This window comes from Halobacillus sp. 12SKB (assembly GCF_052941655.1).
In genome coordinates, this window is the sequence record NZ_JBRFWR010000001.1 from 1661125 (window position 1) to 1686470 (window position 25346).

30 protein-coding genes are annotated in these 25346 nt (G+C 43.8%); 16 read left to right on the forward strand and 14 right to left on the reverse strand.

The genetic code is table 11. The annotated features are described in order from the left end of the window. The first annotated feature begins 6 nt into the window (after positions 1-6). On the forward strand, positions 7-1668 hold the full coding sequence (locus tag ACQ4XT_RS08105; RefSeq protein ID WP_446853231.1) for a sodium:solute symporter family protein: 1662 nt from the start codon (positions 7-9) through the stop codon (positions 1666-1668). 68 nt (positions 1669-1736) lie between these two features. On the opposite strand, the gene ACQ4XT_RS08110 is transcribed toward ACQ4XT_RS08105, so the two are convergent. Together ACQ4XT_RS08110 and ACQ4XT_RS08115 are read right to left on the reverse strand one after the other, a co-directional pair. Continuing rightward, positions 1737-3218, reverse strand: coding sequence for a gluconokinase (locus ACQ4XT_RS08110; protein WP_446853232.1), 1482 nt, complete (start codon positions 3216-3218; stop codon positions 1737-1739). A 14-nt stretch (positions 3219-3232) separates the two neighbouring features. Then, positions 3233-4090 carry a MurR/RpiR family transcriptional regulator gene (locus ACQ4XT_RS08115; protein WP_446853233.1) on the reverse strand — a complete coding sequence of 286 codons (858 nt, stop codon included), beginning with the start codon at positions 4088-4090 and terminating at the stop codon, positions 3233-3235. A 349-nt stretch (positions 4091-4439) separates the two neighbouring features. On the opposite strand from ACQ4XT_RS08115, the gene ACQ4XT_RS08120 reads away from it, so the two are divergent. The 5 genes from ACQ4XT_RS08120 (at position 4440) to ACQ4XT_RS08140 (ending at position 8815) form a co-directional block, all read left to right on the forward strand. Then, on the forward strand, positions 4440-5489 hold the full coding sequence (locus ACQ4XT_RS08120) for a TRAP transporter substrate-binding protein (protein WP_446853234.1): 1050 nt from the start codon (positions 4440-4442) through the stop codon (positions 5487-5489). 75 nt (positions 5490-5564) lie between these two features. After that, entirely contained in the window at positions 5565-6104 is a 540-nt protein-coding gene (locus ACQ4XT_RS08125) for a TRAP transporter small permease (RefSeq protein WP_160911046.1), read from the forward strand. Further along, positions 6101-7381 carry a TRAP transporter large permease gene (locus ACQ4XT_RS08130; protein ID WP_115823919.1) on the forward strand — a complete coding sequence of 427 codons (1281 nt, stop codon included), beginning with the start codon at positions 6101-6103 and terminating at the stop codon, positions 7379-7381. Before ACQ4XT_RS08125 ends, ACQ4XT_RS08130 begins: the two co-directional genes overlap by 4 nt. Positions 7382-7640: 259 nt before the next feature. Then, positions 7641-8537, forward strand: coding sequence for an AEC family transporter (locus tag ACQ4XT_RS08135; RefSeq protein ID WP_446853235.1), 897 nt, complete (start codon positions 7641-7643; stop codon positions 8535-8537). Positions 8538-8551: 14 nt separating this feature from the next. Further along, positions 8552-8815: an HPr family phosphocarrier protein gene (locus ACQ4XT_RS08140; RefSeq protein ID WP_446853236.1), complete on the forward strand. Its 264-nt coding sequence runs from the start codon at positions 8552-8554 to the stop codon at positions 8813-8815. A gap of 23 nt (positions 8816-8838) precedes the next feature. On the opposite strand, the gene ACQ4XT_RS08145 is transcribed toward ACQ4XT_RS08140, so the two are convergent. The 4 genes from ACQ4XT_RS08145 to ACQ4XT_RS08160 form a co-directional block, all read right to left on the reverse strand. Beyond that, on the reverse strand, positions 8839-9399 hold the full coding sequence (locus ACQ4XT_RS08145) for a transposase (protein ID WP_446853237.1): 561 nt from the start codon (positions 9397-9399) through the stop codon (positions 8839-8841). Positions 9400-9611: 212 nt separating this feature from the next. Further along, positions 9612-9776, reverse strand: a complete 165-nt coding sequence (locus ACQ4XT_RS08150; RefSeq protein WP_446853238.1) for a hypothetical protein — start codon at positions 9774-9776, stop codon at positions 9612-9614. A gap of 68 nt (positions 9777-9844) precedes the next feature. Next, on the reverse strand, positions 9845-10129 hold the full coding sequence (locus ACQ4XT_RS08155) for a hypothetical protein (RefSeq protein WP_226592579.1): 285 nt from the start codon (positions 10127-10129) through the stop codon (positions 9845-9847). Positions 10130-10174: 45 nt separating this feature from the next. Next, complete coding sequence (locus ACQ4XT_RS08160; RefSeq protein ID WP_446853239.1) at positions 10175-10651, reverse strand: RNA polymerase sigma factor; 477 nt, start codon at positions 10649-10651, stop codon at positions 10175-10177. A 162-nt stretch (positions 10652-10813) separates the two neighbouring features. On the opposite strand from ACQ4XT_RS08160, the gene ACQ4XT_RS08165 reads away from it, so the two are divergent. Next, a complete protein-coding gene (locus ACQ4XT_RS08165; protein WP_446853240.1) occupies positions 10814-11308 on the forward strand; it encodes a sigma-70 family RNA polymerase sigma factor in 495 nt (164 codons plus the stop codon). Between the two features lie 32 nt (positions 11309-11340). Here ACQ4XT_RS08165 and ACQ4XT_RS08170 read toward each other — a convergent pair whose 3' ends face one another. Continuing rightward, entirely contained in the window at positions 11341-11721 is a 381-nt protein-coding gene (locus ACQ4XT_RS08170; protein ID WP_446853241.1) for a hypothetical protein, read from the reverse strand. A gap of 156 nt (positions 11722-11877) precedes the next feature. On the opposite strand from ACQ4XT_RS08170, the gene ACQ4XT_RS08175 reads away from it, so the two are divergent. After that, entirely contained in the window at positions 11878-12375 is a 498-nt protein-coding gene (locus ACQ4XT_RS08175; RefSeq protein WP_446853242.1) for a VanZ family protein, read from the forward strand. A 107-nt stretch (positions 12376-12482) separates the two neighbouring features. Here the strand turns inward: ACQ4XT_RS08175 and thrB are convergent, their stop codons facing one another. The 3 genes from thrB to ACQ4XT_RS08190 are packed head-to-tail and all read right to left on the reverse strand — an operon-like array spanning position 12483 to position 15740. Continuing rightward, positions 12483-13394 carry a homoserine kinase gene (gene thrB / locus ACQ4XT_RS08180; RefSeq protein ID WP_446853243.1) on the reverse strand — a complete coding sequence of 304 codons (912 nt, stop codon included), beginning with the start codon at positions 13392-13394 and terminating at the stop codon, positions 12483-12485. Next, positions 13391-14446, reverse strand: a complete 1056-nt coding sequence (gene thrC / locus ACQ4XT_RS08185) for a threonine synthase (RefSeq protein WP_446853244.1) — start codon at positions 14444-14446, stop codon at positions 13391-13393. The genes thrB and thrC overlap by 4 nt, the downstream gene beginning before the upstream one ends. 1 nt (position 14447) lies before the next feature. After that, the gene (locus ACQ4XT_RS08190; protein ID WP_446853245.1) at positions 14448-15740 is read right to left on the reverse strand and encodes a homoserine dehydrogenase; all 1293 of its coding nucleotides are present in this window, start codon (positions 15738-15740) and stop codon (positions 14448-14450) included. Between the two features lie 457 nt (positions 15741-16197). Here ACQ4XT_RS08190 and ACQ4XT_RS08195 point away from each other — a divergent pair, with 457 nt between their 5' ends. The 8 genes from ACQ4XT_RS08195 to ACQ4XT_RS08230 all read left to right on the forward strand — a co-directional run bounded on the left by ACQ4XT_RS08195 (position 16198) and on the right by ACQ4XT_RS08230 (position 22155). Next, entirely contained in the window at positions 16198-16431 is a 234-nt protein-coding gene (locus tag ACQ4XT_RS08195; protein WP_446853246.1) for a hypothetical protein, read from the forward strand. A 467-nt stretch (positions 16432-16898) separates the two neighbouring features. Then, positions 16899-18605 carry a phospho-sugar mutase gene (locus ACQ4XT_RS08200; RefSeq protein WP_446853247.1) on the forward strand — a complete coding sequence of 569 codons (1707 nt, stop codon included), beginning with the start codon at positions 16899-16901 and terminating at the stop codon, positions 18603-18605. 262 nt (positions 18606-18867) lie between these two features. Continuing rightward, a complete protein-coding gene (locus ACQ4XT_RS08205) occupies positions 18868-19308 on the forward strand; it encodes an IDEAL domain-containing protein (protein WP_446853248.1) in 441 nt (146 codons plus the stop codon). Between the two features lie 268 nt (positions 19309-19576). Beyond that, positions 19577-19714 carry an anti-repressor SinI family protein gene (locus ACQ4XT_RS08210; protein ID WP_446853249.1) on the forward strand — a complete coding sequence of 46 codons (138 nt, stop codon included), beginning with the start codon at positions 19577-19579 and terminating at the stop codon, positions 19712-19714. Between the two features lie 77 nt (positions 19715-19791). Continuing rightward, positions 19792-20979: a helix-turn-helix domain-containing protein gene (locus tag ACQ4XT_RS08215; RefSeq protein WP_446853250.1), complete on the forward strand. Its 1188-nt coding sequence runs from the start codon at positions 19792-19794 to the stop codon at positions 20977-20979. A gap of 205 nt (positions 20980-21184) precedes the next feature. Further along, positions 21185-21418 (forward strand): helix-turn-helix domain-containing protein, encoded by a 234-nt coding sequence (locus ACQ4XT_RS08220; protein WP_446853251.1) that lies wholly within the window; start codon positions 21185-21187, stop codon positions 21416-21418. A gap of 24 nt (positions 21419-21442) precedes the next feature. Then, on the forward strand, positions 21443-21559 hold the full coding sequence (locus ACQ4XT_RS08225; protein WP_446853252.1) for an anti-repressor SinI family protein: 117 nt from the start codon (positions 21443-21445) through the stop codon (positions 21557-21559). 32 nt (positions 21560-21591) lie between these two features. Further along, on the forward strand, positions 21592-22155 hold the full coding sequence (locus tag ACQ4XT_RS08230) for a hypothetical protein (RefSeq protein WP_446853253.1): 564 nt from the start codon (positions 21592-21594) through the stop codon (positions 22153-22155). Between the two features lie 468 nt (positions 22156-22623). Here the strand turns inward: ACQ4XT_RS08230 and ACQ4XT_RS08235 are convergent, their stop codons facing one another. Genes ACQ4XT_RS08235 through ACQ4XT_RS08250 form a run of 4 tightly spaced genes read right to left on the reverse strand, consistent with a single transcriptional unit; the run spans position 22624 to position 25333 of the window. Continuing rightward, a complete protein-coding gene (locus tag ACQ4XT_RS08235; RefSeq protein ID WP_446853254.1) occupies positions 22624-23886 on the reverse strand; it encodes an ArnT family glycosyltransferase in 1263 nt (420 codons plus the stop codon). Positions 23887-23899: 13 nt separating this feature from the next. Beyond that, positions 23900-24271, reverse strand: coding sequence for an EamA family transporter (locus ACQ4XT_RS08240; RefSeq protein WP_446853255.1), 372 nt, complete (start codon positions 24269-24271; stop codon positions 23900-23902). Positions 24272-24280: 9 nt separating this feature from the next. Next, positions 24281-24640, reverse strand: coding sequence for a DUF2304 domain-containing protein (locus tag ACQ4XT_RS08245; RefSeq protein WP_446853256.1), 360 nt, complete (start codon positions 24638-24640; stop codon positions 24281-24283). Between the two features lie 9 nt (positions 24641-24649). Continuing rightward, complete coding sequence (locus tag ACQ4XT_RS08250; RefSeq protein ID WP_446853257.1) at positions 24650-25333, reverse strand: glycosyltransferase family 2 protein; 684 nt, start codon at positions 25331-25333, stop codon at positions 24650-24652. Positions 25334-25346: the final 13 nt, after the last annotated feature.

Here is a 25346-nt window from a genome sequence, read left to right on the forward strand (position 1 = left end):
AGAAATATGGACGCACAGTTTATAGTCTCCCTTGCTTTAATTGTCGCTACTTTTGCTCTGTACATAGGTATCGCTGTCTACAATAAAGCAAGGGCTACATCAGATTTCTACGTTGCCGGCCGCGGGGTGCCGCCTGTTTACAATGGGATGGCCATTGGAGCGGATTGGATGAGTGCAGCTTCATTCATCGGACTCGCCGGTACGGTCATGATTCTTGGATACGATGGACTCGCATACATTATGGGTTGGACAGGCGGGTATTTGCTGCTTACGTTCCTTTTGGCTCCACAGTTAAGAAAATATGGCCGCTACACCGTGCCGGAATTCATCGGAGACCGCTATCGCAGCAATACGGCCAGGTTAATTGCGGCTGTAGCAACCATCATTATCAGCTTCACCTACTCGGTCGGACAATTATCTGGGTCAGGGGTTGTTATTGGACGTCTGTTTGAAATAAACACGGTAACTGGGACGTTGATCGGTGTTGTGTTGATTGCTTTTTACTCCGCCATGGGTGGAATGAAAGGGATCACATGGACACAGGTCGCCCAATACTTGGTATTGATCATCGCATATTTGATTCCGGTCATTTTTATGTCACTGCAGCTGACGCAGAACCCTGTCCCTTGGATTTCCTACGGGGACGTCATTTCGGAAATGCGTACGATCGATCAGGAGTTGGGTATTTCTGAATATATCATTCCATTTACAGAAGGTTCGAAATGGCAGTTCATCGCTCTGATGTTCACACTGACGGCGGGAACAGCGGGTCTGCCCCACGTCATCGTCCGTTTCTATACGGTAGCGACGATGAAAGCCGCTCGCTGGAGTGGCGCCTGGGCATTGCTATTCATAGGGTTACTCTATTTGTCTGCACCTGCTTACGCCGCCTTTTCCCGTTTCATCCTGATGACGGAAGTGGCTGGTTCACAATTGAACAATCTTCCCGCATGGACACAAGCCTGGGTCGATACCGGTCGCCTTTCCCTTGCCGACAATAATAGTGACGGCGTGCTTCAGTGGTCGGAACTTGTCATCAGTAATGATATCGTCGTTATGGCGACGCCAGAGATTGCAAACCTTGGTATCTTCGTCATCGGGCTGATGGCTGCCGGTGCAATGGCGGCTGCCTTATCGACGGCCGGTGGATTGATGATCGCGATTTCCGCAGCCTTGTCCCACGACATTTATTTCCGCTCCATCAATCCGAATGCGAGTGAGAAGAAACGTCTGGCTGTCGGACGTTGGTCGATCGTCCTTGCTACCGTAGCGGCAGGTTTGATCGCCTTAAATCCACCAGGTGCCATCACGCAAATCGTTGCCTGGGCCTTCGCTTTAGCATCCGGTTCGTTCTTCCCGGCCCTGCTTCTCGGCGTATGGTGGAAGCGGGCAAATGGACCTGGGGTGATTGCCGGTTTGCTTGTCGGACTTTCCGTAACGCTCGGGTACATTTTCGCAGCGAAATACGGCGGATTCACGATTCTTGGAATCATCGATACCGGTGCTGGAGTCTTCGGAGCGAGCGCTGCTATTATAGCGAACGTTGCTGTCTCTCTCATGACCGCACCACCATCAAAACAAACCCAGGACGAAGTTACAGACCTCCGCTACCCAGAACAAATCGAATACAAAGACGGAGAATACTGGCTAAAAGAAAACGTCAAATAAAAATGGAAAAAATAGGTGTACCAGGTCATCCAAATATTGGATGACCTGGTACACCATTTATTTACATCTTACATACGATGAAGTTTTTCGAAGTCGGTTTGCAGTTTGCCTGACACGGACTCGTACACTTCAAAGAGGGCTTTGTATTTCTCATGATTCTGAGCATTTGGTTCATAATGTTCCTTCATGGGAATGGAAGACTTAATGGATGCTAAACTGTCGACATGGCCGAGGCTGTACAACGCAACCCAGGCGGCTCCCCAGGCGGAACTTTGGTGGCTTACCGGAATATCTATACGCTTGTTGAAAATGTCAGCAAGCATTTGAACCCATGCCTCTGATCGTGCAAATCCGCCGCTCGCATAAATTTTGTCATGATTGTTGCCAAGACGCTCCAGGGCACTTCCAATATGTAAAATGGAAAACAGCACGCCTTCCATCGCGGCTCTCGTCATATGTCCTTTGCCGTGAGCAGGAGTCAGTCCGATGAACGATCCTTTCGCTTCCGCGTTCCAGAACGGCGCACGCTCCCCGTTTAAATAGGGAAGGAAAATTAAATTCCCTGCACCAGCTTCCACTTCACCCGCAAGCTTCGTCAGCTCTTCAACCGGAAGATGATCCTCATTTGAAAATAGCTCCTGGATCCACTTCAGCACCAGACCACCATTATTAGACGGTCCGCCGGTAATCCACAAGTCATGAGTAAAGCTGTAGGAGAACACTTCCTGATGGGCGTCGAGAAGCGGTTCACTGGAAAATTGACGGATCGCTCCACTCGTGCCAATGGTAATGGCTGTCTCACCAGGCTGGATCGCACCAATTCCAAGGTTCGCAAGCGGACCATCACTTCCACCGATGACAAAGGCCGTTCCCGCATCGAGACCAGACTTTTCAGCGGCCTCTGCACTCATGCCTCTCATTGCATACGTAGGCTCCACCGGTTGGAAAAGCTGTTCCCGACCAATGCCTGCAATGGCGAGCGTTTCTTCATCCCAAGTGTGTTCGTGAATGTTGAAAAGCCCGGTGGCTGCAGCAATCGAATAGTCAACCACTTTTTCCCCGAACCAGCGATATAATAAAAATTCTTTCACAGATACAAAGTAGTCTGCCTCTTTCCAGGGTTCATAATGGTTGTTTTTCATCCATATTAGTTTTGACAGCGGGGACATCGGATGAAGCGGTGTCCCTGTGCGCTGATATACATCGGGGTGGCTTTCCTTCAATGAGGATGCTTCACCAGCACTGCGAGCGTCCGCCCAAATCATAGACGGAGAAAGAGGTTCACCTTTTTGATCCATGCAAATAAGAGAATGCATGGCAGCGGAGATTCCGACACCCACAATCTCCTCCCGTTCAATAGATTGTGTACTTGAATGTAATGCTTCAAGTGCGGCCTGCTCCATTTGAAGCGGGTCCTGTTCGGCATGACCGACGACGGGGTGGGAGAGGGGGTAAGCCACTTCATATTCAGCAGCGACCTCTCCATTTTTATGAAAAACGACGGATTTCGCACTCGTCGTTCCAAGATCTAATCCAATCACATAACTCATGTAAAACTTCCTTTCTACACACGCTTCCTTGAAATCGCATCACGCATACGTTGGGTAGCGGTTTGCGCTTGTTCTTTCTTTTTCACACTATAATTGACAAAAAGAGAATCGATCAGCGAGAGACCAGCGATCCTTGAAGCGAGTGCTTCTGACCGGAATTCCGTTTCCTCTGCGACTGTATATAAGGACAAATCGACCACTTTTGTCAGTGGAGATTTAGCGAAGTTCGTAATGGCGATAATCTTCACATTGTTTTCTTTTGCAACATCCACGATATCAAGAATATCCTGATTCGATCCAGTATGGGAAATGACAACTGCTACATCCGTTTCTCTCATTTGAGAGGCAGACATCAGCTGCAAGTGCGTATCCGGATATGCATACGCTTCCATTCCTGTCCGCATAAACTTGTGCTGAGCATCCATAGCAAGGATGTTCGATCCGCCACTTCCGAAAAAGAATACACGATCGGCTTCAACCAGATATTCCATCGCTTTTTTTAATGAAAGCGGGTTTTGGACATCCCGGGAAGTTTCCAGTGCACGGATATTGGCTTGAAAAACTTTTTCCGTAATTTCAAAGTCGGTGTCGTCTTCAGTAATTTTTTCATGAATGTCCTGAATCGGATTGACGATTTCTGAAGCTAAAGCAATTTTCATTGCCTGATAGCCTTTAAAACCTAAGCGCTTACAAAATCTGAAAACGGTTGCATCAGCGACCATAAGATCATCCGCGACCTGGTTAATGGTAGAGTGAACAATTTCTTCTGTATTTTCTAAAATGTAATCAGCGATCAGCTTTTCTTTTTCACTGAATTGTGTATAAGAAGAACGGATTCTACTGATGACGTGTTTCGTGGGAGCTTCAATCATAGGGATTCCTCCTTCGAATTTTCACTTTCTCTTATTGTATATGAAATTTATTTCAAAAGAAAGATTCGGGTCGGTGAAATTTTTTTCTGAAAAACTATTGAACTAAAAAAGATTTATTGTATAATCGAAATTACAGAAAATAATTTTCACATTTTTCAACCCGCTTTTTTTAGAGGTTCTTTGAAAGCGCTTCTAAAACAGGCGGTGGCGAAGAGGATGAACATAAGAAAACTATTTTCTATGGAATCGATTCCTGTTTTGTTGGCCCTTCATTGAAAGCGGTTACCGATTCAGGGAGAGTCCGTAAGCTTTGTGAAAAAAATTTTACATACAAGGAGAGAGGTTGAACATGAAGAAATTATTTGGTTTATTGTCGATGGTTCTATTGATTACGGTTCTGGCCGCTTGTGGTAACGGCGATGCAGAGTCCAGCAGTGGCGATGGTGAAAGCGCTTCAGGTGATAGCGGCGAAGCAAAAACGATTAAAGCCGGTATCGGCCTGAACAGTGATCACCCTCAGTACAAAGGTCTATTGAAGTTTAAGGAAATTGTGGAAGAGAAAACAGACGGCGCGATCAAAGTGGATACATATCACAGTGGTCAGCTAGGTGACGACCGTTCCATGACGGAAGCGCTTCAGCTTGGTACACAGGAAGTGGTTGTTCCTTCTACAGCACCACTAGCGAACTTCGTACCTGAATTCAGCGTCTTCGACATTCCGTTCCTTTTCCCTAACGAACAAGTAGCGGACGAAGTACTCGACGGGGAAGTTGGACAAGAATTGCTTGGAAAACTGGAAGAACAGAACCTTGTAGGCCTTGCTTATTGGGAAAATGGTTTCCGTGACCTTACAAACAGTGAGCGTGCGGTAGCATCTGTTGATGACTTTGATGGTCTTAAAATCCGTACCATGGAAAACGACCTTCACCTGGATGCCTTCAAGGCACTAGGAGCAAACCCTACACCAATGGCATTCACAGAATTGTTTACAGCGATGCAGCAAGGTACAGTGGACGGTCAGGAAAACCCTTATGCAACAATCTATCTTCAAAAGTTCTATGAAGTACAGGATCACGTTTCTAACACGCACCACATCTACAGCCCATTCGTATTCTTGATGAGCAAATCTTTCTATGATGGTTTGACAGAAGATCAGCAGAAGATCGTTAAAGATGCAGCTGTTGAAGCAGGGAAGCACGAGCGTAAGTTGAACCGTGAAGCGAACGAGAAGTACTTGAAGCAGCTTCAGGAAGAAGGCATGGAGTACACGGAAATCACAGATGAAGCTCGCCAGGAAATGGTCGACGCCGTAGCTCCTGTCATTGAAGATTACAAGAGCAAGATCGGTGAAGAAACCGTAGACAAAGTGTACAAAGCGATTGAAGACGCGCAAAAATAATAGAATGCAAAAGGGTACGCTGTAGCGGGTCTGCAGCGTATTCTTCTCCATTCAGGGTCAGTTGAGGTGAAGGAAATGAACATCATTCGAGCGATCGACCGCAGATTTGAAGAAGTATTGCTCGTCATTTTCTCGACCATCATGGTCAGTGTCATTTTCCTGCAAGTCGCGATGCGAGTGTCGGGAAATTCATTGTCCTGGTCAGAGGAACTCGGACGGTACTGCTTCATTTGGTTAGTGTATATCGGAATCAGTTACGGAGTGAAGAAGCAGCGCCACATCAAAGTAGATGTCATGCTGCTTTTACTTAAAGGAAAAGCCAAATTGATGCTCGCCATCATTGCAAATCTACTATTCTTAGTTTTCAGTTTGTATGTCGTCGTCAATGGTTACAGCATCGCTTCCCAGTTACTATCGTTCGGCCAGCAGTCACCGGCCTTACATATACCGATGGGACTCGTTTACATGGCGACACCAGTCGGATTTGCTTTGACAGCCATCCGTCTTGTACAAAACTTGATTGTTCAGATCAAGATGTTGATCGGTAAAAAAGAACTCGATGTCGACGATGAACGCGATCGTATGCAGCAGCAGGAAGGAGAGGATGAATCATGACAACAATCGTATTATTTGGGACATTCGCCCTCTTCCTATTGCTTAGTGTACCGATTGGAATCGCTCTCGGATTATCGACACTTGCGACAATCTTCTATACTGGTGCCATTCCGGTCCAGTTTTTAATGAAGGAACTCGTCACTTCTGTCGACTCATTCCCATTGATGGCCGTTCCCTTTTTCATCCTGGCCGGTGAAATCATGGGGAAAGGCGGCATATCCGAAAGACTATTCAACTTCGCAAACGCTCTTGTTGGTAACAAAACGGGTGGATTTGCGATGGCGACCATCGTGACATGTATGTTCTTTGCAGCGATTTCCGGTTCAGGACCAGCAACCGTTGCAGCGATCGGTGGCATTATGATTCCTGCCATGGTGAGACAAGGATATGACAAAAAATTCGCCACAGCGACAGTAGCTGCAGCGGGTTCCATTGGTGTCATCATCCCTCCAAGTATTCCGATGGTCATCTACGGAGTCGTGGGTGGAGCTTCGATCGGTGACATGTTCATCGCGGGGATCATCCCAGGATTCATCGTCGGTGGAGCACTGCTTGCTTGGGCGTACATTTATTCAAGACAACAAGGGTATAAAGGTCTGGCAGAAAAAACGTCCCTCGCAAACATCGGAAAAACATTCTGGGAAGCCAAATGGGCGCTTGTCATTCCAGTCATCATCCTGGGAGGAATTTACGGCGGGATTTTCACCCCGACAGAAGCAGCGGTTATTGCTGTGGTGTACGGTATGATCGCCGGCTTGTTCCTTTATGGTGAACTCAGCATCAAAGACATGCCGAAAATTTTCGCAGATTCTGCTTTGACGACTGCGACGGTCCTGATCATCGTAGGTTCGGCAACAGCCTTCGGTCGGCTGCTTACGATTGAGCAGATCCCGACACAAGTGGCCAATTTCATGTTGTCCATTTCAGAAAATGAGATCATTTTGATTCTATTGATCACATTGCTTTTGCTCATTGTCGGATGTTTCATGGATACATTGGCAGCGATCATCATTTTGACACCGATCCTGCTTCCAATTGCCGTAAACCTTGGTTACGATCCGATCCACTTCGGAATCATCATGGTTGTGAACCTGGCGATTGGTTTCATTACACCACCACTCGGCGTAAACTTGTTCGTCGGATCCGGAATATCCGGGCTCTCGATCGAGCAGCTGTCCCGAGCGATCATCCCATACTTTTTCGCGATGATCTTCTCGTTACTAATGATTACGTTTATTCCAGAATTATCACTATGGTTGATCAGCTTCGCTGAATGATGAAAAGAGGACTGACCCTCCTTGTACGTCACCCGGAATCCCTTGCTTTTAGGCAAGGGGTTTTTCGGTTTTAGAGTAGTTGTTTTGAAGGAGCGATTTCGGTGAGTGGAGGCGGAAGAAAAATGGATCTCCTTCTCAAGCGGAAGGCTCAAAGCTTAGATGTAAAGGTTATAGAACATAAAACCCCTTAGTTAAATAGGAAAGGCGGTGCGGGCGCTGTCTATTCGATGGCGGCACGCAGCCGAACGGTAATTTTGTTATGAGTGTATTCATCCAAGTCGTATTGCCGGTCATTCTCATATTCGGAGCTGGCTATACGATCCAAAAAATCGCTAAATTAGATGTGAAATCTGTATCGACGATCGCTCTGTATGTGATGCTGCCCTGTTTAGTTTTCCAGACATTTTACGAAGCGGACTTGAATGGAGAATATTTAATGATGCTTCTCTTCTCCGGATTGTTGCTTTTCAGCATTCTTGGAATCAACAAGATTGTCAGTAAAGTGAAAAACTACGATCAGAGCATGGAGAGCGGGTTGATTTTATCGACGGCGTTCATGAATTCCGGGAACTATGGTGTGCCCATCATTCTTTTCGCTTTCGGGGAAGAGGGGTTTGTGTACTCTGTTTCCTTCATGGTCCTGCAGGCAATCATTATGAACTTTTTCGGCGTGTACTATGCAGCTAAAGGAACCTCAGGCCTGAAAATGGCGCTGCTTTCTGTTTTGAAAATGCCGCCGACGTATGCGGTGCTTGTGGCACTTCCAATGAACCTGGGGGGCGTACCGGTTCCTGAGAATCTGATGAACAGCATCGACTTACTAGCGGCCGCAACGGTTCCGATGGTGATGGTCGTACTCGGCATGCAGCTCGCAGGAATCCCGTTAAGGAACCTGGAATGGCCGAAAGTTTCCTATGCCACGACCCTTCGTCTGGTCGGTTCACCACTGATCGCCTTCGTATTGACATTAGTTCTGCCAATGAGTGATATGATGGCTGCCGTGTTGATTGTTTCCGCAGCCATGCCTTCAGCTGCAACGACGACGATCTATGCGGTCCAGTTCAATTCGAAGCCGGATCTTGTTTCTAGCATCACCTTAGTGACGACGCTATTTAGTATCGTCACAATCCCTATTTTATTGAACCTATTCATATAAAGGAGGAATAATAAATGAGTGAAAAAGTATCCAAAGATGTAACGGTACACATGAAAGAAACGCAGACGATTATGGAGCTGTCCCAAATCATCCAGCGTTATGAATCAGAAATCATACTGAAGAAAGTGGTCCAGGGAAGCGTCCACGAAGCCAACCTGAAAAGCTTCCTCGGCCTCATCAACTTGAGACTACAAGAAGGCGACAAAATCGAAGTCACCTGCATCGGCCCAGACGCCCCCCAAGCCTTAGAGGAAGTAGAGACCTTTCTTCAGCCTTGATTGGGATTTTATGTAAGACCTGGTCACCCATTACTTGGGTGACCAGGTCTTACTTTATTTGCCAGTTGAACAAAAAACTCATACTGCTTCACGTCTTTGAAGTAACCGAGAATGGTAGATGTGGTCACGAACTCGGAGTAATAAGGGGTGGGGGATAAGTAATGAGCGTAACTGCTCCACTTGTAATCTTCAGGCTGGAAGGTAATGAGGGCCCGGCAAGGGTTCAGGTGAATGTAGCGACTAACTTGAAGTACAGCATTTACATCATCCTCAAGCTTTGCCTTATAGGGTCCTTCAAAAAGATGACCGACATATCCATATTTCTTGTTGAAGTACATCGCGTATTGGGAGTGAAGATCTTTCATGAAGGTACCTGGTGGAAGTTCGATCGTTTCAATAAGAAGGTGAACGTGGTTAGACATGAGGCAAAAAGAGTGGAGGTGGAACGGATGGGAAAGCATAGCTTCCTGCAAGAGTGTTAAATACTTATACCTGTCTTTGTCATCATAAAAAATATCTGTTTTTCGATTTCCTCTAGCCGTTATATGATACCAGGCCTTCGGAAACCATCGACGTTTCCGCATTACATCAATCCTTCCTTAATCAATTATCACACCTACCCTTTATTCGACATAAACGCCCAAACTCCTGCACCACTTCCAAATATTGTTGTACCAGGTCTTACAATTTTTGTTGTACCAGGTCATACAAATAATTCCAATCCCACGCCCGAATTCTAACATCATGTCACATAAAAGCCACACAAAAAAGATCCGCCTTTTGAGACGGATCTTTTTTATGTGGAGCTTTGTTTTTTCTTTTCTTTCCAGAACATGTAGAGGTTCAGGCATAAAAACGCGACACTGAAGACAGCGCTGAATGTCGACATTTCGATGACATTCGTGAACCATCCCAGAATTAAATAAATGAGAAAAAATCCGGCAAAAGCGAGATAGAGCATCGTCTCTTCCTTTCCATAAAACGTCACGTCTATTATAACATTCTAAGGAACGTAGAGGAAAATCACGGTTACTCCGGCGGATACATGTGAAACCGATAGACGTTGAATTCATTGCCTGCTTCGATGCTGTAGGACTGAATGGGGAGGTGGGCAAATAGTGTGCCGTCGGTTTGTTCGATGGAGATGTCGAGTACAAGTTCTCGATCTTCTAACAGTGGCAGAGGGAAAGGATTGACGATTTCAACCATCCATTCGTAAGCCAGACGCTCGAGGAATGCATGGGTGAACGTTGTTGGTGCGTCATCGAGCCAAATATTCGCAAGAGGGAACAAGGATCGGGACGTTTGCTCCAAAGAGGATTCCTCCGTTTTTTATTGGGATATCAATATTTTCCCTATTTATTCTGTTGATAAACAGCCGGCTACTTTTCTCTTGATCTGTTTTCGGGCTCTTTTAATAGTAGAAGGACTCTTTCCAGTCAATAAAGCGATTTGATTCACGGTGTAACCGGTATAGATTTGCTCAAAAATGAATAGTTCCATAGGGGTAAGAGAAGAGAAATGGTAGATGTCAAAAAGGAGAAGGTCTTCTTGCAGAGGATCTTTTTCCTGCGGTCTTTGATGTACGGAGAAAAAATGAGCAGCTTCCTTGCCTCGATGATTCTTCCGGTGCATCGTTTGAAAGTGTCTGTACAAGGATTGAATGAAAAAGGTGGAGAACTTGCTACGTTCGGGTTCGTACCTTTCTGCACAGCGTAAGTATATGAGATAGCTTTCCTGCAGGCAGTCTTCATAAGGTTCGGGGAGGTTCCAATGACGGAGGGAGGAATGGATGAAACGTTGATACGCGTGGAATTCGAGAATAGGATCTTTCATGGCACACACCTTTCTATGTCACTATTATCCTTTATTTCCCAACAGAAGGGAAGCAAAATTCAATTTTTCTCTAGATAAAATTGAAAAATATGCTAAATCATGACACCAAAATCCCTTTTTCTATCGATTATAGTATGAAGGAACATTTAGGGAGGGTGTCTGATGAACACGGATGAAATGTTTGAAAGACTAGTAGCAGAAAGTGAAGAGTTGATTCATTATCACATTCATAAACTGAACATTAAAGATAGAAATGGGGACTTCTATGCTGAAGGTCTTTTCGCCCTGTGGAACGCCTACCGTACATATGACCCTGAGGCAGGAACCTTGAAGTCGTACATGCACTGGAAAGTCCGCAATGCCTTGATTGATAAAATCCGTAAAGATTCAAGAACCTATCAACAGGAGGAAGGGATCGCCGAGCGGATGGTGCAGGAAGGACTTGACCAATGGGAAGACGAAATTACGGATGAACTCCTATGGAAACAGGTGAAGGAGATTCTCACTCCGAATCAATGGAAGTGGGTCTATCATTACATTATTATGGACCGTTCCATTGCGCAGATCGCTGGTTTGGAAAAAGTAACCCATGATGCTGTGAAAAACTGGGGCAGACATGCGAGGAAGAAACTGAAGGAACTTGGTAGGACCATGTAAAAAGCCTCGGAGAATCCCCCGAGACTGTGCGCTTACTTATTAATGGTTATGTTTATTTTGCTCAATCCCAGGGCACGTGCTGCCTTAATCATTTTAGCAGCTTCTTGTTCTGCATCCTGGATTTGGACGTCATTTCTGGAAATGCTCAACGTCGTCCCGCCAGACAACATCGTCGCTTCCTCTGATGTATGTTGATCCTCTTTAATCGATAAAAACGATTGTGGTTGTTCTTCCATCATATCTTCCTGACGCATACGATTGACGCGTCCGCGAATCTTACGACCGTGATACACGACGCTCGCATACGGGCATCCTGTCTCAGCAGCAATTTCTCGGTAGTTTTTATCTGTCTCGCCGATCAGACGCTTCACTTCGCTGAGGTCATAGTCGTATTGTTTACTCTTCTTCGCCATTTCGAATCCCCCTTTTCATTTTCTAATAATATTGTATACAAATTTCCTCCATAATAATAGTAGGAGTTAGTAATTCTTTAAATCTTTTAAATCCCCTGACAGTTGTTGTAGACTATTAGATATGCCAAATGAAAAGATAATAGGAAAGTGTGACTTGTGTTGTATAAAAGAACTATTTATTTTTTATTACCCCTGGGTGTAATGGGATTAATATTCTTCTTTTCTTCCCAACCCTATGAACAACAGGACCTTCGTCCTACAATGAACCTTTATATCAATTTAGACTTACTAAAACCAGTCTTATCTGCGATCGAATTTACTTACCACGGGGAGACAATCAATATAGAAAACCGTGGGGTCGACGGGATGCTGGAGTTTCTCATCCGGAAAGCCGCTCATCTGACCGTATTTTTCCTCCTCATGGTCACGACGTTTCTTGCTTTCCATCACAACACGGGCTGGGGGTTAAAAGGAAAGCTGATTGCATCTTATATCACTACCGTCCTCTATGCCTGCTTTGATGAGTATCATCAGTCGCTCACACCAAATCGCACACCCTATGCAGGGGATGTCGTCCTAGACAGCGTCGGAGGTATGATAGGGCTCTTGGTGATTCTTCTCATTTATTTTAGAAAAAGGAAGGTTAAACGTTAGTTCTGGATTAATTGTTTTGTAGGAAGTGCGGTCTTGTAAAATCCAGCAAAAAATCAACCATTGATGAAAAAAAAAGAGAACCAGTACGCCATGTACTGGTTCTCTCGTCATTTTTCAGGAGCTAAAACAAGCGTTTCCGCCCCATTCAAGTCTACTTCAAGCGGTTCGACCTGGTAATCTTCCAGAGTCTCTTCGAGTCGTTCTCGTTTACGATCATCCCATTTATCAAAAAGGGCGACCGTGGTAGGCCCTGCCCCGCTGATGTAGTGGCCAAGCGAATGTTCTTTCTCCAGGATCTCTTTGAAAGAGGAAAAGCCGGGAATAAGAATCTGCCGGTAAGGCTGATGCCAGCGGTCGCTCTGCATCATTTTTCCGGCAAGCGGCCAATTTTTCGTTGCTAAGGCGGCGACGAGGACATTGGCGCTCCCGCTATTGTTGACCGCCTGTTTATAGTCCATCTCCACAGGCAGCAGCCCACGTGCTTTTTCTGTTTCCAAATGGTAGTCCGGAATGATCGCGAGCCAGGTCAAATCATCCATTCCTTCTGTAAAATGGACATAATCCAAATGCTCCCCATCGTAATTGGAAACCATAATGCCGCCGAAAATAGCGGGGCCTACATTGTCAGGATGCCCTTCGATTTCACAGGCGATTTTAAACTTCTCATAACGGCTCAAACCAAGATCGAGAAGGTGATCGGCCAGTTCAATTCCACCCACTACGGCGGTTGATGAGCTGCCAAGTCCCCGGGCGATCGGCACATCATTCGTCAACTCTACGTGGGTCGCCGGAAGCTCTTCATGACCCATGGCTTCGGCTGTGAATAGCGCCGTTTTGTAAATCAGGTTGCTTTTGCCCGAAGGAATATAGGGCTGGTCTTCTTCAGGAACGGAAAAAAACCACTCCTCCGCCGGCTGACAGTCAAACGTCACGTATTTCGATAGCGCAATGCCGACGGAATCAAATCCCGGCCCCAGGTTCGCTGATGTCGCAGGCACTCGGATTTGAAACCGGCTCATGATTGGACACCTGTGACAGCAGAAGCGAAAATGTTGTAATCATTCTCGATCCTTGTAGGCTTGACCGGGCTCTTATCAATGGCAGTGTTCGGGTCTTTCAAGCCATTCCCTGTTAACACATGAACGATTTTCGAGCCTTGCGGGATTGTGCCGTCTTTGACTTTTTTGATCATGCCTGCGATAGAAGCACAGGACGCCGGTTCAGCGAACACGCCTTCTTTTTCAGCTAAATATTGATAAGCTTCAACGATTTCTTCATCGGTTACTTCATCAATCAGACCATTGGATTCATCACGCGCGCTCAACGCTTTATCCCAGCTTGCCGGGTTGCCAATCCGAATCGCTGTCGCCAGCGTTTCCGGATCCTCGATGATTTGATTGCGGACGATCGCAGCAGAGCCACTCGCTTCAAAGCCCATCATCTGAGGCAGACCGGAACCATGGCGCTCGTTGTATTCCTTGAATCCCTTCCAGTACGCCGTAATGTTTCCGGCATTTCCGACGGGGATGCTTAAAATATCCGGTGCAGAGCCAAGAGCATCACAAACTTCAAATGCCGCCGTTTTCTGACCTTCGATGCGGTAAGGGTTCACAGAGTTCACAAGTGTGACCGGCTCATTCTCCGCCATTTTCCGGACCATACGAAGAGCGTCATCAAAGTTTCCTTTGATTGCAAAAATTTCCGCGCCGTACATGACGGCCTGCGCCAATTTTCCTTCCGCAATTTTTCCATCTGGAATAACGACGATGCAGCGAAGTCCTGCTCGTGCAGCAAATGCAGCCGCTGAAGCGGAAGTGTTTCCTGTAGAGGCACAAATGACAGCCTCTGAGCCTTCTTCGATCGCTTTTGCCATCGCCATCACCATGCCGCGGTCCTTGAAGGAGCCCGTCGGGTTTGCTCCTTCAATTTTTACATAACCTTCGATACCCAGGTCCTGTGAGATGGACGGGATGGGAAGGAGCGGGGTATTCCCCTCATGCAACGTCAGCTTTGGTGTTTTTTCGGAAACGGGTAAAAACTCTCCATATTCATGAATTAATCCACGCCACATGTCAGTTTCCTCCTTCTACACGGAATATACTGTCGATACTTCTTACGGAAGCAAGTGACTCAATGTCCTGGATTGCTTTTTCAAAATCTTCCTCACTGACTTGATGGGTTACCATCATCAATTCACGTTCGCCATCCTGATCGGTGGAACGTTGAGTGAACTGATCAAAGGAGAGATCGTATTGGGCGAAAATGTTCGTCAGGTCGTTCAACATCCCGGCCTTATCATCGACGTGAAGACGAATGTACTTCTTCGTTAGTTGATCTTTCTTCGCTTTCACCTGCTTAGGGAATTGCGGCTGTACATACGCCGTTCCTGTCGTGCCAAGGCGGATGTTTTTCAACACAGCGATCAGGTCAGCAACAACCGCAGTGGCAGTCGGAAGCTTCCCGGCTCCTGGGCCATAAAACATCGTTTCACCGACGGCATCCCCATACACGTAGACCGCATTGAATTCATCGTTAACAGAAGAAAGCGGGTGTTGGATCGGAAGCAATGTCGGCTCGACACTGACAGAAACTCCATTGTGGTTGTTTTCCGCAATCCCGATCAGCTTGATGCGGTACCCGAGCTCTTCTGCGTAGGTGATGTCATCAGACGAGATACCACGGATCCCTTTAATATCAACATCTTCTAAACGATAGGGCATAGAGAAACCTAAGATTGATAGAATCGTCATCTTCCTGGCCGCATCGAGACCATCCACATCAGCAGTTGGGTCCGCTTCTGCGAAGCCAAGATCCTGCGCTTCCTTCAAGACACTGTCAAAATCAACACCGTCCTGCGCCATTTTCGTCATAATATAGTTGGTCGTTCCGTTCACGATCCCCATCATTTTCGTAATGCGATCGGAGGACAAGCCATCCATGATCGAGCGGATGATCGGAATCCCTCCGGCCACACTCGCTTCATAATACAAATCACACTTATGTTTCTGGCAAGCTTCGAAAAGCTGCTCTCCGTGCTGGGCGACAAGATCCTTGTTCGCCGTTACGATGTGTTTTCCGTGTTCAATCGCTTCTAATAATATAGTAAGCGTGTGATCGATCCCACCCATCACCTCTACGATGACATCAATCTCCGGATCTCTCGTAATATCCTGGTACTGATCCGTCAACTGGGTTTCAGCCGGAACCTCGCGGGGTTTGGACATGTCACTGACAAGCACAGACTTAATCGTGACGTCACACCCTGTCTTATGTTCAATGCGTTCTTTATGATCGCGGAGGATCTCAATCACTCCACTTCCGACCGTTCCAAGTCCTAGTAGTCCTACGGTAATGGCTTTATTCATCGTTCACACTCCTTGTCTACTTGAAATAAACATTATTCTTTGTATAAAGGACATTGTAACGGAAAGGAAATTGAATCACAAGAGCGAATTATCCGACTATTTGATTATCCAGAATTTGTATGACCTGGTACACCAGTAAATGGAAAATAGATTGTAGGTTTCTCCCTTGCCCCCTGGTCTAAATGGATTCAATGGTGGATGCTATAGATAAGGCAGTGCTTTTTAGTAGATTGAATATCTTTACATTAAATTAACAAAACCAAAAATTTTCATTTTAGAAGTCATATTCTTATTAAAATGGGCTTTTTTATATAATTTCAATGATGAAAATCGTTTTCTTTGTATCGTTTATTGTAAAAATTACAAATGGAGATATTTTGAAAAATATAGGATATATTGACTAATAATGGAAGGTACATTATAACTAAATGGAACAGATGAGGAGGTGAAACCATAAATGACACAGTCGGGGATACAAGGCGTCCTACAATTACCCAAGAATTTCGAAGTCTATGATGAATTCGTAAGAAGACTCATTAAAGAATGGGGAATATATGGACGTGAGGATGAATTTATAAGAGAAGGAAGAGCAACCGTGTATCGCGTCCATAGAGAGAAGAAAGAGACGATGGATATAGAAATATGTATAGAGATAAAAAACGATCTACTGAAATTTTTCCCCTCAGACTAAACTCATAATAAGGAAGCAAAAGAAAAGGAGGCCGCTAGCTACATCCACAGCGGCCTTTTTTTCTTTTGGAAATAATAGTGTGACCAGGTCATACAAATATTCCCATCCTTAATCTGCATAATCAAACAGCATAAATAAAAGAAATCTATCGATGGGAATAAATGGTGTACCAGGTCATACAGATATTTCCACATCAACCCCCTCCTAGATAAATGTTACAATTAAAGTAAGCCGTTACATAGTTTATTAGCTTTCGGTGTAAAAGGATAAGAAAAGTAAAAGATTTCTATCTAAATGCGCCGAAAAAACAGGAATTCGACCAAATAATGGCGAATGAAAAGAACTAGAGAAGAACGAGTAGGATTTCTATGTCGGGCTCATTCACCCGTCACTAGTCGAATTTCCGCTCTTAGAAAAGAACTTCCCTATCTAACTAAAGAAAAAATAATCACGAAGGAGTGTTGTGCATGTGGAAAAATGATTACAACCGTTGGAAAGAATTTACCGAACTTGATGCCGATCTTGCATCAAAGCTAGAAGAACTAACATCAGATGAACAATCTTTGGAAGATGCTTTCTACAAGAACCTGGAATTCGGGACAGGTGGAATGCGCGGAAAGCTCGGACCAGGAACAAACCGCATGAACATCTATACCGTGAGAAAAGCGGCTGAAGGTCTGGCAACGTATGTCAACGACCAGGGCTTGTCCAACAGGGGCGTAGCGATCGCTTATGATTCCCGTTATATGTCCAAGGAGTTCGCGGTAGAGACCGCTCGTGTCCTTGGTCACCACGGCATTCCTTCTTACGTCTTCACGTCCTTAAGACCGACACCGGAATTATCCTTTGCTGTCCGTCATTTGAACGCAGCAGCTGGCGTTGTCGTAACGGCGAGCCACAACCCGCCGGAATACAATGGTTTCAAAGCCTACAATGAAGACGGGGGACAACTGCCTCCGGAGCAGGCTGAAATCATGATCGATTTTGTGAACAAAGTGGAAAACGAATTGAAAGTCGAAGCGGCTGATCAACAAGAGCTTGAAGAACAAGGGCTGCTTCGCTGGATTGACGATGAAGTCGATGCTGCCTATTTGGAAGCATTGAAAGGCGTTACTGTCCAACCGGATATCAAAAAGGACCTTTCCCTTGTATTCACACCTCTGCACGGTACCGCTCGTGACCTTGTCGAAAAAGGGCTGCAGCAGAGTGGGTTCACTTCCATTCACATTGTGGAGGAGCAAGCGAAACCGGACCCTGAATTTTCTACTGTCGCATCACCGAACCCTGAAGAACATCAGGCCTTTGAGATGGCGATTGATCAAGGAAAAGCCATTGGAGCTGACTTGCTGATGGCGACAGATCCAGATGCCGACCGCCTCGGAATTGCTGTCCCTAATGAAAAAGGAGAATATGTCGTCCTCACAGGGAACCAGACAGGTGCCCTTTTACTGGATTACATTCTTGGTCAATCCGAACAACTGCCGAAAAACGGACTGTTGATCAAAACAATTGTAACCTCTGAATTCGGTCGGGTCATCGCAAACGCTTACGGCATTCGTTCCCTCGATACGCTGACTGGCTTCAAATTCATCGGAGAAAAAATACGTGAATATGAACAAAGTGGGGAGCACACGTTCATGTTCGGCTATGAAGAAAGCTATGGATATCTCGTTAAAGACTTTGCCCGTGACAAAGACGCTGTTCAGGCTGCTGTCCTTGCAGCAGAAGTCGGGGCGCATTGGAAGAATCAAGGAAAAACGTTACTGGATGCTCTGGATGAGTTATATGAAAAACACGGCTACTTCCTTGAAGACCTGCAGTCGATGAAGCTTGAAGGTAAATCAGGCACAGAACAAATCAAGGCGATTATGGACGACTTCCGTAACGCAGAAATCAAAGAAGCGGGTGGAAAGAAAGTCGTTGCCATCGAAGATTATGCGACGACCATCCGTAAACATGTGCAGGACGGAACCGAAGAGGAAATCGATCTTCCTACGTCCAACGTGGTCAAGTTCATCCTTGAAGATGACTGCTGGTTCTGCCTGCGTCCATCAGGGACAGAACCGAAAATCAAGTTTTATTACGGTGTGAAATCCAGCACAAGAAAAGAAAGTGAAGAACTACTGGCCTCAGTAAAAGCAACCGTTAACGAACGCTTGCATGCGCTCATCTAAATCATAAAACCTCGATTCCGTTTTCCACGGAATCGAGGTTTTTTTATTGTCGATTAGGTGTTAAGTCACTGCACGACTCACTCTGGTCGTTATACACCCATGTTCAACATTTTTCTCCTAAACACAAACTTAAAAACACTCCAAATCCACCGCCCATTCCGGATTAATCGCTTTCTTTTTGTTGACAAATGCGCGATAATAGAATAAAATACTGAAAATTCAGATTTAATGAAAAAGGGGTGGGCCTATGCTGAACATAAAAATGCTTAAGCCATACTATGTTAAAGAAGACAAACGCTTCATTCGAGTCGTTCTAGCCTACCAGTACTTTTCGCTGCTCATCGATAACGAGTTGTATCAGTTCATCCCAATGGAATCAAGAGAAATTATAATCGACCGCAATCGTCAACGGGTGCATAACGTTTTCGATATATTCGTCTTCCAACGGGGCAAGAAAATGGTGTATGTTTCTGTCTCCGATTTACTGCAACTGCCTGAGTTTATCAAGCACCTTCATTCGATTGTGTCGCCGTATTATGAAGAGGGGATCGAAATCAGTCAGCAATCATCTAAAGAAGTGAAGGAAATCATCCGTGAATTAGAAAAAAACAACCTTCGACGCCTCATCGACAAGGCGATCGATCAAAATGATGAAGACGCCTTCCGTCTTCTCACTGAAAAATGGAATCACATGTACAATTGAAGGGATCCAGGTATGAATCAACTCATGCCTGGGTATTTTATCCCAATACTCTATTCTACAAAAAAATACAATAAATTTGTGAAAAATCTGAAAAATTAAGTGAAAAATGTGAAAAAATAGTGAGTATTTTTCAATTTCCATCTATATCCATCCATTATAATAGTACATAGAAGATATAGGTTTAGGAGCATGAGAGCTCATAGAATCGGGGGACAACCGATCGTGGAGCTCACCTCATCGATTTAACCATTTTAGGGAGGGTGACCGGATGAAAACGCTGCCTGGAAAGCAAAAGTTGGATGATGAATGGGTTTCTCTCATAAAGGAAGCAAAAGCATTGGGGTTAAGCACGGAAGAGGTTAAAAGCTTTTTTCAGGAAAATCAAAAACAAAAGAAATCAGTTTAACATCCTTTACTTGAAAGGGTGTTCTTTTTTTGACATGATAGAATTAATGAGTAAAAAGATGCAGTGAGGGGTCTATCATGACGAAATATGAAATTATTAATTTATTAAAGGATTGTTCTATTGCCCTGCAAACCCCGGTTTTATTAATTAACGATCGTAACAAACTGTCATACCATTTTCCTGATAGCTTTCAAAAACCACCGTATATATTGAGAGACTTACATAGAAGTTATATCAATGAGAGTAGAAAACGTCCGTACACCATCCAGATGTTTACAGATCCGTATGATCAACACCTTTTTCTATATCCCATAGAGTTGGAAGGAAAAGAATATGTATTAGGTGTAGGTCCATTTTTGGAAAAGGATGTATCAAGGAAGCATGTAAAGCTGACGCTTATTATGAATGATCTTGATGATACATTAGAAGAACAGTTCGTTCAATACTACCAGCAGCTTCCTGTATTGAATCAGGTTCAAATCCAGTCGGTTAAACGGTTGCTTAACCAACTATTTCCGAAAAAAGAAAAGAAAGTAACATATGCACTTGAGGATGAAAAGATCCGTAACCAGTATCAAGCGTTTACACAGTCGCTTCATTCCTATCCTGAAATCACCGCTTCCAAACAGAATTTTATTGATCTCTTTAAAAAAGGGGATGCCCGTGCTTTGGAAGAATATCAGGCGCACAGAGAAAAAGCTCTCATTAACCCTGATGTGCGAATGATGAAGAATCATATGATCCGTCTGGTGTCGGAGCTAGGTTACATATGCACGGAAGAAGGAGCTCAACAGGATGAAGTCAATTCCCTTTGTGACTTCTATATCAATTTCTTAGAATCCAAGGTGTTGGTGGAGGATTTGAAATCTCTCGAGATGAACATCCTGCAATCCTTTTTGGATCGGATAAAAAAAATAGACGACCAATCATTTTATTCACCACTTGTCGAACGAGCACAGAAATACATTTTTCAGAATTTGACGCAGGAGCTCACATTAAAAGGCATCGCAGGAACTCTGAAAGTGAACCCCAATTACTTGTCAGGGGTGTTTACCAAAGAGAAAGGGGTCTCCATCACTCACTTCATAAACCAGCAGCGAATTAAGGAAGCGAAGGAGCTTCTTTGTATCACGCAACATTCCTTGTTGGATATTAGTTTGCTGCTCGGATACAACAGTCAAAGCTATTTCACGAGAGTTTTCAAAAGTATGGAAGGCATCGGTCCAAAAGAGTTCAGACGAAAATATCAGATGGAAAAAGGATAACAGTCAGGAAATGTTCCTGGCTGTTTTTTGTTCTCAAAAAAGAAATGAAAATAAAGGAAATTCGTGTTATCGGTAGTATTTTGTATATAAAACGGACATAGTAAACAAATTCAAGCGTTTTCTTTAAAGAACCGAAGCGTTATAATATTCTTTATAAAGAACATGCGTAAGAAAGGTCAATTCCTAAGAAGGTGAGGGAAAGTGGATGTTGTCTATCGGGGAAAAAATCCGTGTGCTGCGAGTAGGAAAAGGGATGTCTGTCAATGAATTTGCGAAAAAGTCCGGAGTTTCTAAGTCGTACATTAGTAATATTGAAAGAGACGTACAAAAAAATCCTTCATTGATCATAATGGGGAAGCTGGCAAAGACACTTGATGTCCCATTAGAAGAATTACTGACACATAAATACAGGGAAGACGATAAAAAAGATGTGAAATGAGCTTTGTAAGAAAGGAGAAAAAGCTTGGGTAATTACGAGAGTCAAACCGATAGTGAATGGATCGATCTGATCAAAGAAGCAAAAGAAATAGGGCTTTCACTTAATGACATTAAAGGCTTTCTCCAAAACAATAAAGACTAAGAGTTTTTTTAAAAGGAACAGGAGGAGCAGGTGTGAAAAATAAAACGATATTTAAGCGCGAGGCTACCTTTAAAAATAGGGTCAACCCTCCTATTCCTCCCATCCCATTACAAACGGGTGAAAGGATACGTTTAGATGGAGTAGTCGATCAGTATTCGCAACTATATTTGAAACATGGATGGTCTTTATTATGTTCGGATAATGATGTTTTTGCGAATCACTATGAACAAGGACTCGAAGATGAATTCATGTTGAGTATTGCAGGAGACGAGTCCCCCTTATCTTATGTACAAGCAGCGATTTGTTATCATCACCTGCTGGAGTATAGTCATAATAAAACGGATGTCATATCGCAGGCGATCATTGATGATGATTATGTCCGGCAATTGGATTTACTAGGCAAGTGGAAGCTGAAAAAAGTAAACCGAAGTTTCAATCCCATCTTCTTTTATGATTCATTCATGCACCCCGCGGTCATCTTTTTCACGTACCATGTAGAAGGATTGGAAGTGATCCAAAAACATGTACACAGATTTGATGTAGGGGGGAGTTACAAGCTGAGGACCCTCCGGAGAACATGGGCTACCGTCTCTTAGAATAGAGAATGAACCAAAAAGTGACGTGAAGCTTAGTTCAACCAGGTGTTTTGGGCTAGGCTTTTTAATCGTTTTATTCACGGAAGGCTATAATTTTCATAAATTACTAATAATAAAACGCTTTTAATTATCTAACAATTAAGCTATGATTATATGAGCGTTTGTTATTTAGACATATTTCCCAGGAAATAACTAGATTTTTGAAACCTTTTAGGAGATGGAATCGTCTAATGCAGTAATTACATAGGCAGCCGTCAGAAAAAGTCGTTTAAGGACGAAGGTTTAAGTAAATATAAAAGATTAAGAGAATAGAAAAGGTGGGTGGCATGGAAAATTTACAGGAAGTGTTGCAGAACATTATTCAAAGAACAGAAAATGCTGAATTGCTATCGTCCCGCGAAGTTATTGATCAATTAATAGAGCAGCTGCAAGAATAGAAAAAAGACGCCCTCCAAGGACGTCTTTTTTTTATCGCGGCTTTAATGAAATAACTTTCTTCATTATCAATGGAAGCAATGTGGTCAAAAAACCTGCAATGAATAAGAATACTATGAACATGAACGGTTGGTTGTACCGATCATAGGAAAAGAAAATATTGTTTAAGATGGTCGTGTAGAGAATGAGCAATAGCAAAAACATGTATTCCCTTTTCCCTTCCCGCAGCATAAAGAAAACCGTTAAGGAAGCTAATCCTATATACATGATCCAAACTTGGATCTTATTAATCAGTTCCTTGCTTATGTTGAATATTTCAATCCAGTAGAATTGGGTTTCCCATTGATTGATGGTTTTAAATTCGATATAAGACTTTAAAAACAGCCTTGGGTCCTCTTCCCACCAGGTTTTTATTCTTTCAATGGCTGCTTCTTTTTGCAGGCTCAACCTTTCGTAGGCGTGAGCAGTGTCCATGTCTTTTATATCCTGCTTCACTTTTTCATAGGGTTCGCCAATATTATATCCATGTCCCTGGTACGTTCCTAATAAAAGAGGGTTACCGGATCCGCCCGTCAGTGGGATGAATTCGTCATAATGGATATAATTCCTCACCCACCACGGGCCGAGAGTGATGAGTAAAATACCAATCGCGATCAGTGCTTGTTTGAGAGCTAACTTTATCGGGTATCTTTTTGCGATGAAGTAGATGAGCAGTACAAATGGATATAAAGCGATCGTAGCCTTGAACATGATCGCACTTACGTAAAAAAGCATCAATAGAAAGAACTGAGACATTTTCTTCTCATTGGCTAATTTGATGGAAAAATAGACGAGACCGAGCAGGCATGTCATAAATGGTGTTTCCGTTAATAGTAAATTATCCGTCAAAACCTGGGGCACGAAAATTGCTAAGAAAAAGGCGGCTAGAAGGCCGACTTTGATATTGGCTATGTACTTGCCAAGGCAGTAAACGAGGTACACATTCAATGTACCTAACAGGATGAATAAGGTTTTGGCTGCATAAATGCCTACATCTCCATGGCCTAGGAAAAAGAAGATACTTGCCAGCAGGACGGTCTGTCCAGGCATGATGTGAACGGTCGGATGTGTAGGGTCATGGTAGGTAAGCATACCCGTTTCAAGAAACGTCACAGCACTTGAGATATACCCGGCATCGTCACTATTTAGAAAGAGAGACAATCCATAACTGAACAGAGCGGTTAACCTTAGAGCAAGCGCTAGTCCCACAATGCCCCAGATGAAGTGGTTTTGATATCGTTTAAAAAAAGAAATCATAATGTTGTGCTCCTTACATGCTGTTACTGGAAAATCCGATCAATGAAACACCAACCATGATCAACAGGACACCTGCGATTTTAGTCGTAGAAAGGGGTTCATTAAAGATAAAGTAAGCGCCGAAGACAGCAAGGATATAGGCGATACTTTGAATCGGATAAGCGACACTGAGTGGGACTCTTGTTAAGATGAACAACCACAGGACGGTTGCGAAACCGTATAGAGTCAGTCCTCCAATAATAAAAGGTGATAAAAATAATGAAATGATGTCCCCGATATTTTGAAAGTTGACTTCTTTCTGCATGAGTCCATACTTCCATAAAAATTGTCCGGAAACTAATACCAGGGTGTTTAAAAAGATTAAACCAAAGTTCACGATTCCCATGTCAAACATCTATCCTTTGAGTTGATTTTTCTTTATTTCTCGTATCTCTTTGTTTAAATAAGCTAATTCTTGAGTTAAATTTTTTACTTTGTTTTGCTGCTTCGTAAGGCTGATCGTATGAAAGATTAATAGGTTCAGGATGATTAAAAACGCGATGACGAAAATAAGGGATGGCATATAGGCGATCCCTATGGAACTTGCGAGCTGGTTGATTTTATTTAAGAACAAGGCCAGCAAGACACCGATGCTTGCAAACATCAACCATATAAAGGCTTGTTGATCCTGTAATTTATTTTTGGAAGTGAAATACATCACCTGTCCGAAGAAAAATAAAGCTGAGACAATAACGATGATTTGTACGATGCTCATAGGTCCTCCTTAAAAAATCGACCTGATTAAAGAGAAGTAGGTGACTTTTGTCATGTAATAAATAGACTTGATGGGCGTGATGGAAGATTGCCCTCCCTGCCGGTTGTTCATTTCGACTTTAATCTCTTTGATTTTGAATTTCTTCTTCGTCAAATGAACCAGGACTTCCACTTCTGGATAATCAATAGGGTAATGGTTGGCAAATTCCTGGATGACTTTTCGGTTGGCTACCCGATAACCAGAGGTAGGATCGGTAATTCTAATTCTAGCAAGTAGTTTAAGCATGGCATAAAAGTAATAGATTCCAATTCTTCTTGTGACGCTGCCTTTATAACCACTGCGCTCTACAAATCGGGAGCCTATGATCATGTCATATCCGGTACTTTCAATTTCATCAATCAAGTTTCTCAAATCTACTGGATTATGCTGGCCGTCGGCATCCAGTTGAATGGCATAATCATAACCGTTCCTTAAAGCATATTTGTACCCGGTCTGCATGGCTCCCCCGATCCCTAAATTGTTAGGAAGGGTCAGGTGGTGGATGCCATTTTCTTCGAGAATATATGGGGTGCGGTCTTTGGAACCGTCATTAATAACGATATAGTCGTAATCCGTCGATGCTTTTACACTTTGGACAGTATCATAAATCGAATCTTCTTCATTATAAGCTGGTATAATGATAAGAACCTTCATACGTTCTTTTTTC

Excerpts from the sequence above, each read along its gene's own strand:
- ACQ4XT_RS08105 (WP_446853231.1), top strand. The coding sequence starts at position 7 with ATGGACGCACAGTTTATAGTCTCCCTTGCTTTAATTGTCGCTACTTTT.
- ACQ4XT_RS08110 (WP_446853232.1), bottom strand. The coding sequence starts at position 3,218 with ATGAGTTATGTGATTGGATTAGATCTTGGAACGACGAGTGCGAAATCC.
- ACQ4XT_RS08115 (WP_446853233.1), bottom strand. The coding sequence starts at position 4,090 with ATGATTGAAGCTCCCACGAAACACGTCATCAGTAGAATCCGTTCTTCT.
- ACQ4XT_RS08120 (WP_446853234.1), top strand. The coding sequence starts at position 4,440 with ATGAAGAAATTATTTGGTTTATTGTCGATGGTTCTATTGATTACGGTT.
- ACQ4XT_RS08125 (WP_160911046.1), top strand. The coding sequence starts at position 5,565 with ATGAACATCATTCGAGCGATCGACCGCAGATTTGAAGAAGTATTGCTC.
- ACQ4XT_RS08130 (WP_115823919.1), top strand. The coding sequence starts at position 6,101 with ATGACAACAATCGTATTATTTGGGACATTCGCCCTCTTCCTATTGCTT.
- ACQ4XT_RS08135 (WP_446853235.1), top strand. The coding sequence starts at position 7,641 with ATGAGTGTATTCATCCAAGTCGTATTGCCGGTCATTCTCATATTCGGA.
- ACQ4XT_RS08140 (WP_446853236.1), top strand. The coding sequence starts at position 8,552 with ATGAGTGAAAAAGTATCCAAAGATGTAACGGTACACATGAAAGAAACG.
- ACQ4XT_RS08145 (WP_446853237.1), bottom strand. The coding sequence starts at position 9,399 with ATGCGGAAACGTCGATGGTTTCCGAAGGCCTGGTATCATATAACGGCT.
- ACQ4XT_RS08150 (WP_446853238.1), bottom strand. The coding sequence starts at position 9,776 with ATGCTCTATCTCGCTTTTGCCGGATTTTTTCTCATTTATTTAATTCTG.
- ACQ4XT_RS08160 (WP_446853239.1), bottom strand. The coding sequence starts at position 10,651 with ATGAAAGATCCTATTCTCGAATTCCACGCGTATCAACGTTTCATCCAT.
- ACQ4XT_RS08165 (WP_446853240.1), top strand. The coding sequence starts at position 10,814 with ATGAACACGGATGAAATGTTTGAAAGACTAGTAGCAGAAAGTGAAGAG.
- ACQ4XT_RS08170 (WP_446853241.1), bottom strand. The coding sequence starts at position 11,721 with ATGGCGAAGAAGAGTAAACAATACGACTATGACCTCAGCGAAGTGAAG.
- thrB (WP_446853243.1), bottom strand. The coding sequence starts at position 13,394 with ATGAGCCGGTTTCAAATCCGAGTGCCTGCGACATCAGCGAACCTGGGG.
- thrC (WP_446853244.1), bottom strand. The coding sequence starts at position 14,446 with ATGTGGCGTGGATTAATTCATGAATATGGAGAGTTTTTACCCGTTTCC.
- ACQ4XT_RS08190 (WP_446853245.1), bottom strand. The coding sequence starts at position 15,740 with ATGAATAAAGCCATTACCGTAGGACTACTAGGACTTGGAACGGTCGGA.
- ACQ4XT_RS08195 (WP_446853246.1), top strand. The coding sequence starts at position 16,198 with ATGACACAGTCGGGGATACAAGGCGTCCTACAATTACCCAAGAATTTC.
- ACQ4XT_RS08200 (WP_446853247.1), top strand. The coding sequence starts at position 16,899 with ATGTGGAAAAATGATTACAACCGTTGGAAAGAATTTACCGAACTTGAT.
- ACQ4XT_RS08205 (WP_446853248.1), top strand. The coding sequence starts at position 18,868 with ATGCTTAAGCCATACTATGTTAAAGAAGACAAACGCTTCATTCGAGTC.
- ACQ4XT_RS08210 (WP_446853249.1), top strand. The coding sequence starts at position 19,577 with ATGAAAACGCTGCCTGGAAAGCAAAAGTTGGATGATGAATGGGTTTCT.
- ACQ4XT_RS08215 (WP_446853250.1), top strand. The coding sequence starts at position 19,792 with ATGACGAAATATGAAATTATTAATTTATTAAAGGATTGTTCTATTGCC.
- ACQ4XT_RS08220 (WP_446853251.1), top strand. The coding sequence starts at position 21,185 with ATGTTGTCTATCGGGGAAAAAATCCGTGTGCTGCGAGTAGGAAAAGGG.
- ACQ4XT_RS08235 (WP_446853254.1), bottom strand. The coding sequence starts at position 23,886 with ATGATTTCTTTTTTTAAACGATATCAAAACCACTTCATCTGGGGCATT.
- ACQ4XT_RS08240 (WP_446853255.1), bottom strand. The coding sequence starts at position 24,271 with ATGGGAATCGTGAACTTTGGTTTAATCTTTTTAAACACCCTGGTATTA.
- ACQ4XT_RS08245 (WP_446853256.1), bottom strand. The coding sequence starts at position 24,640 with ATGAGCATCGTACAAATCATCGTTATTGTCTCAGCTTTATTTTTCTTC.
- ACQ4XT_RS08250 (WP_446853257.1), bottom strand. The coding sequence starts at position 25,333 with ATGAAGGTTCTTATCATTATACCAGCTTATAATGAAGAAGATTCGATT.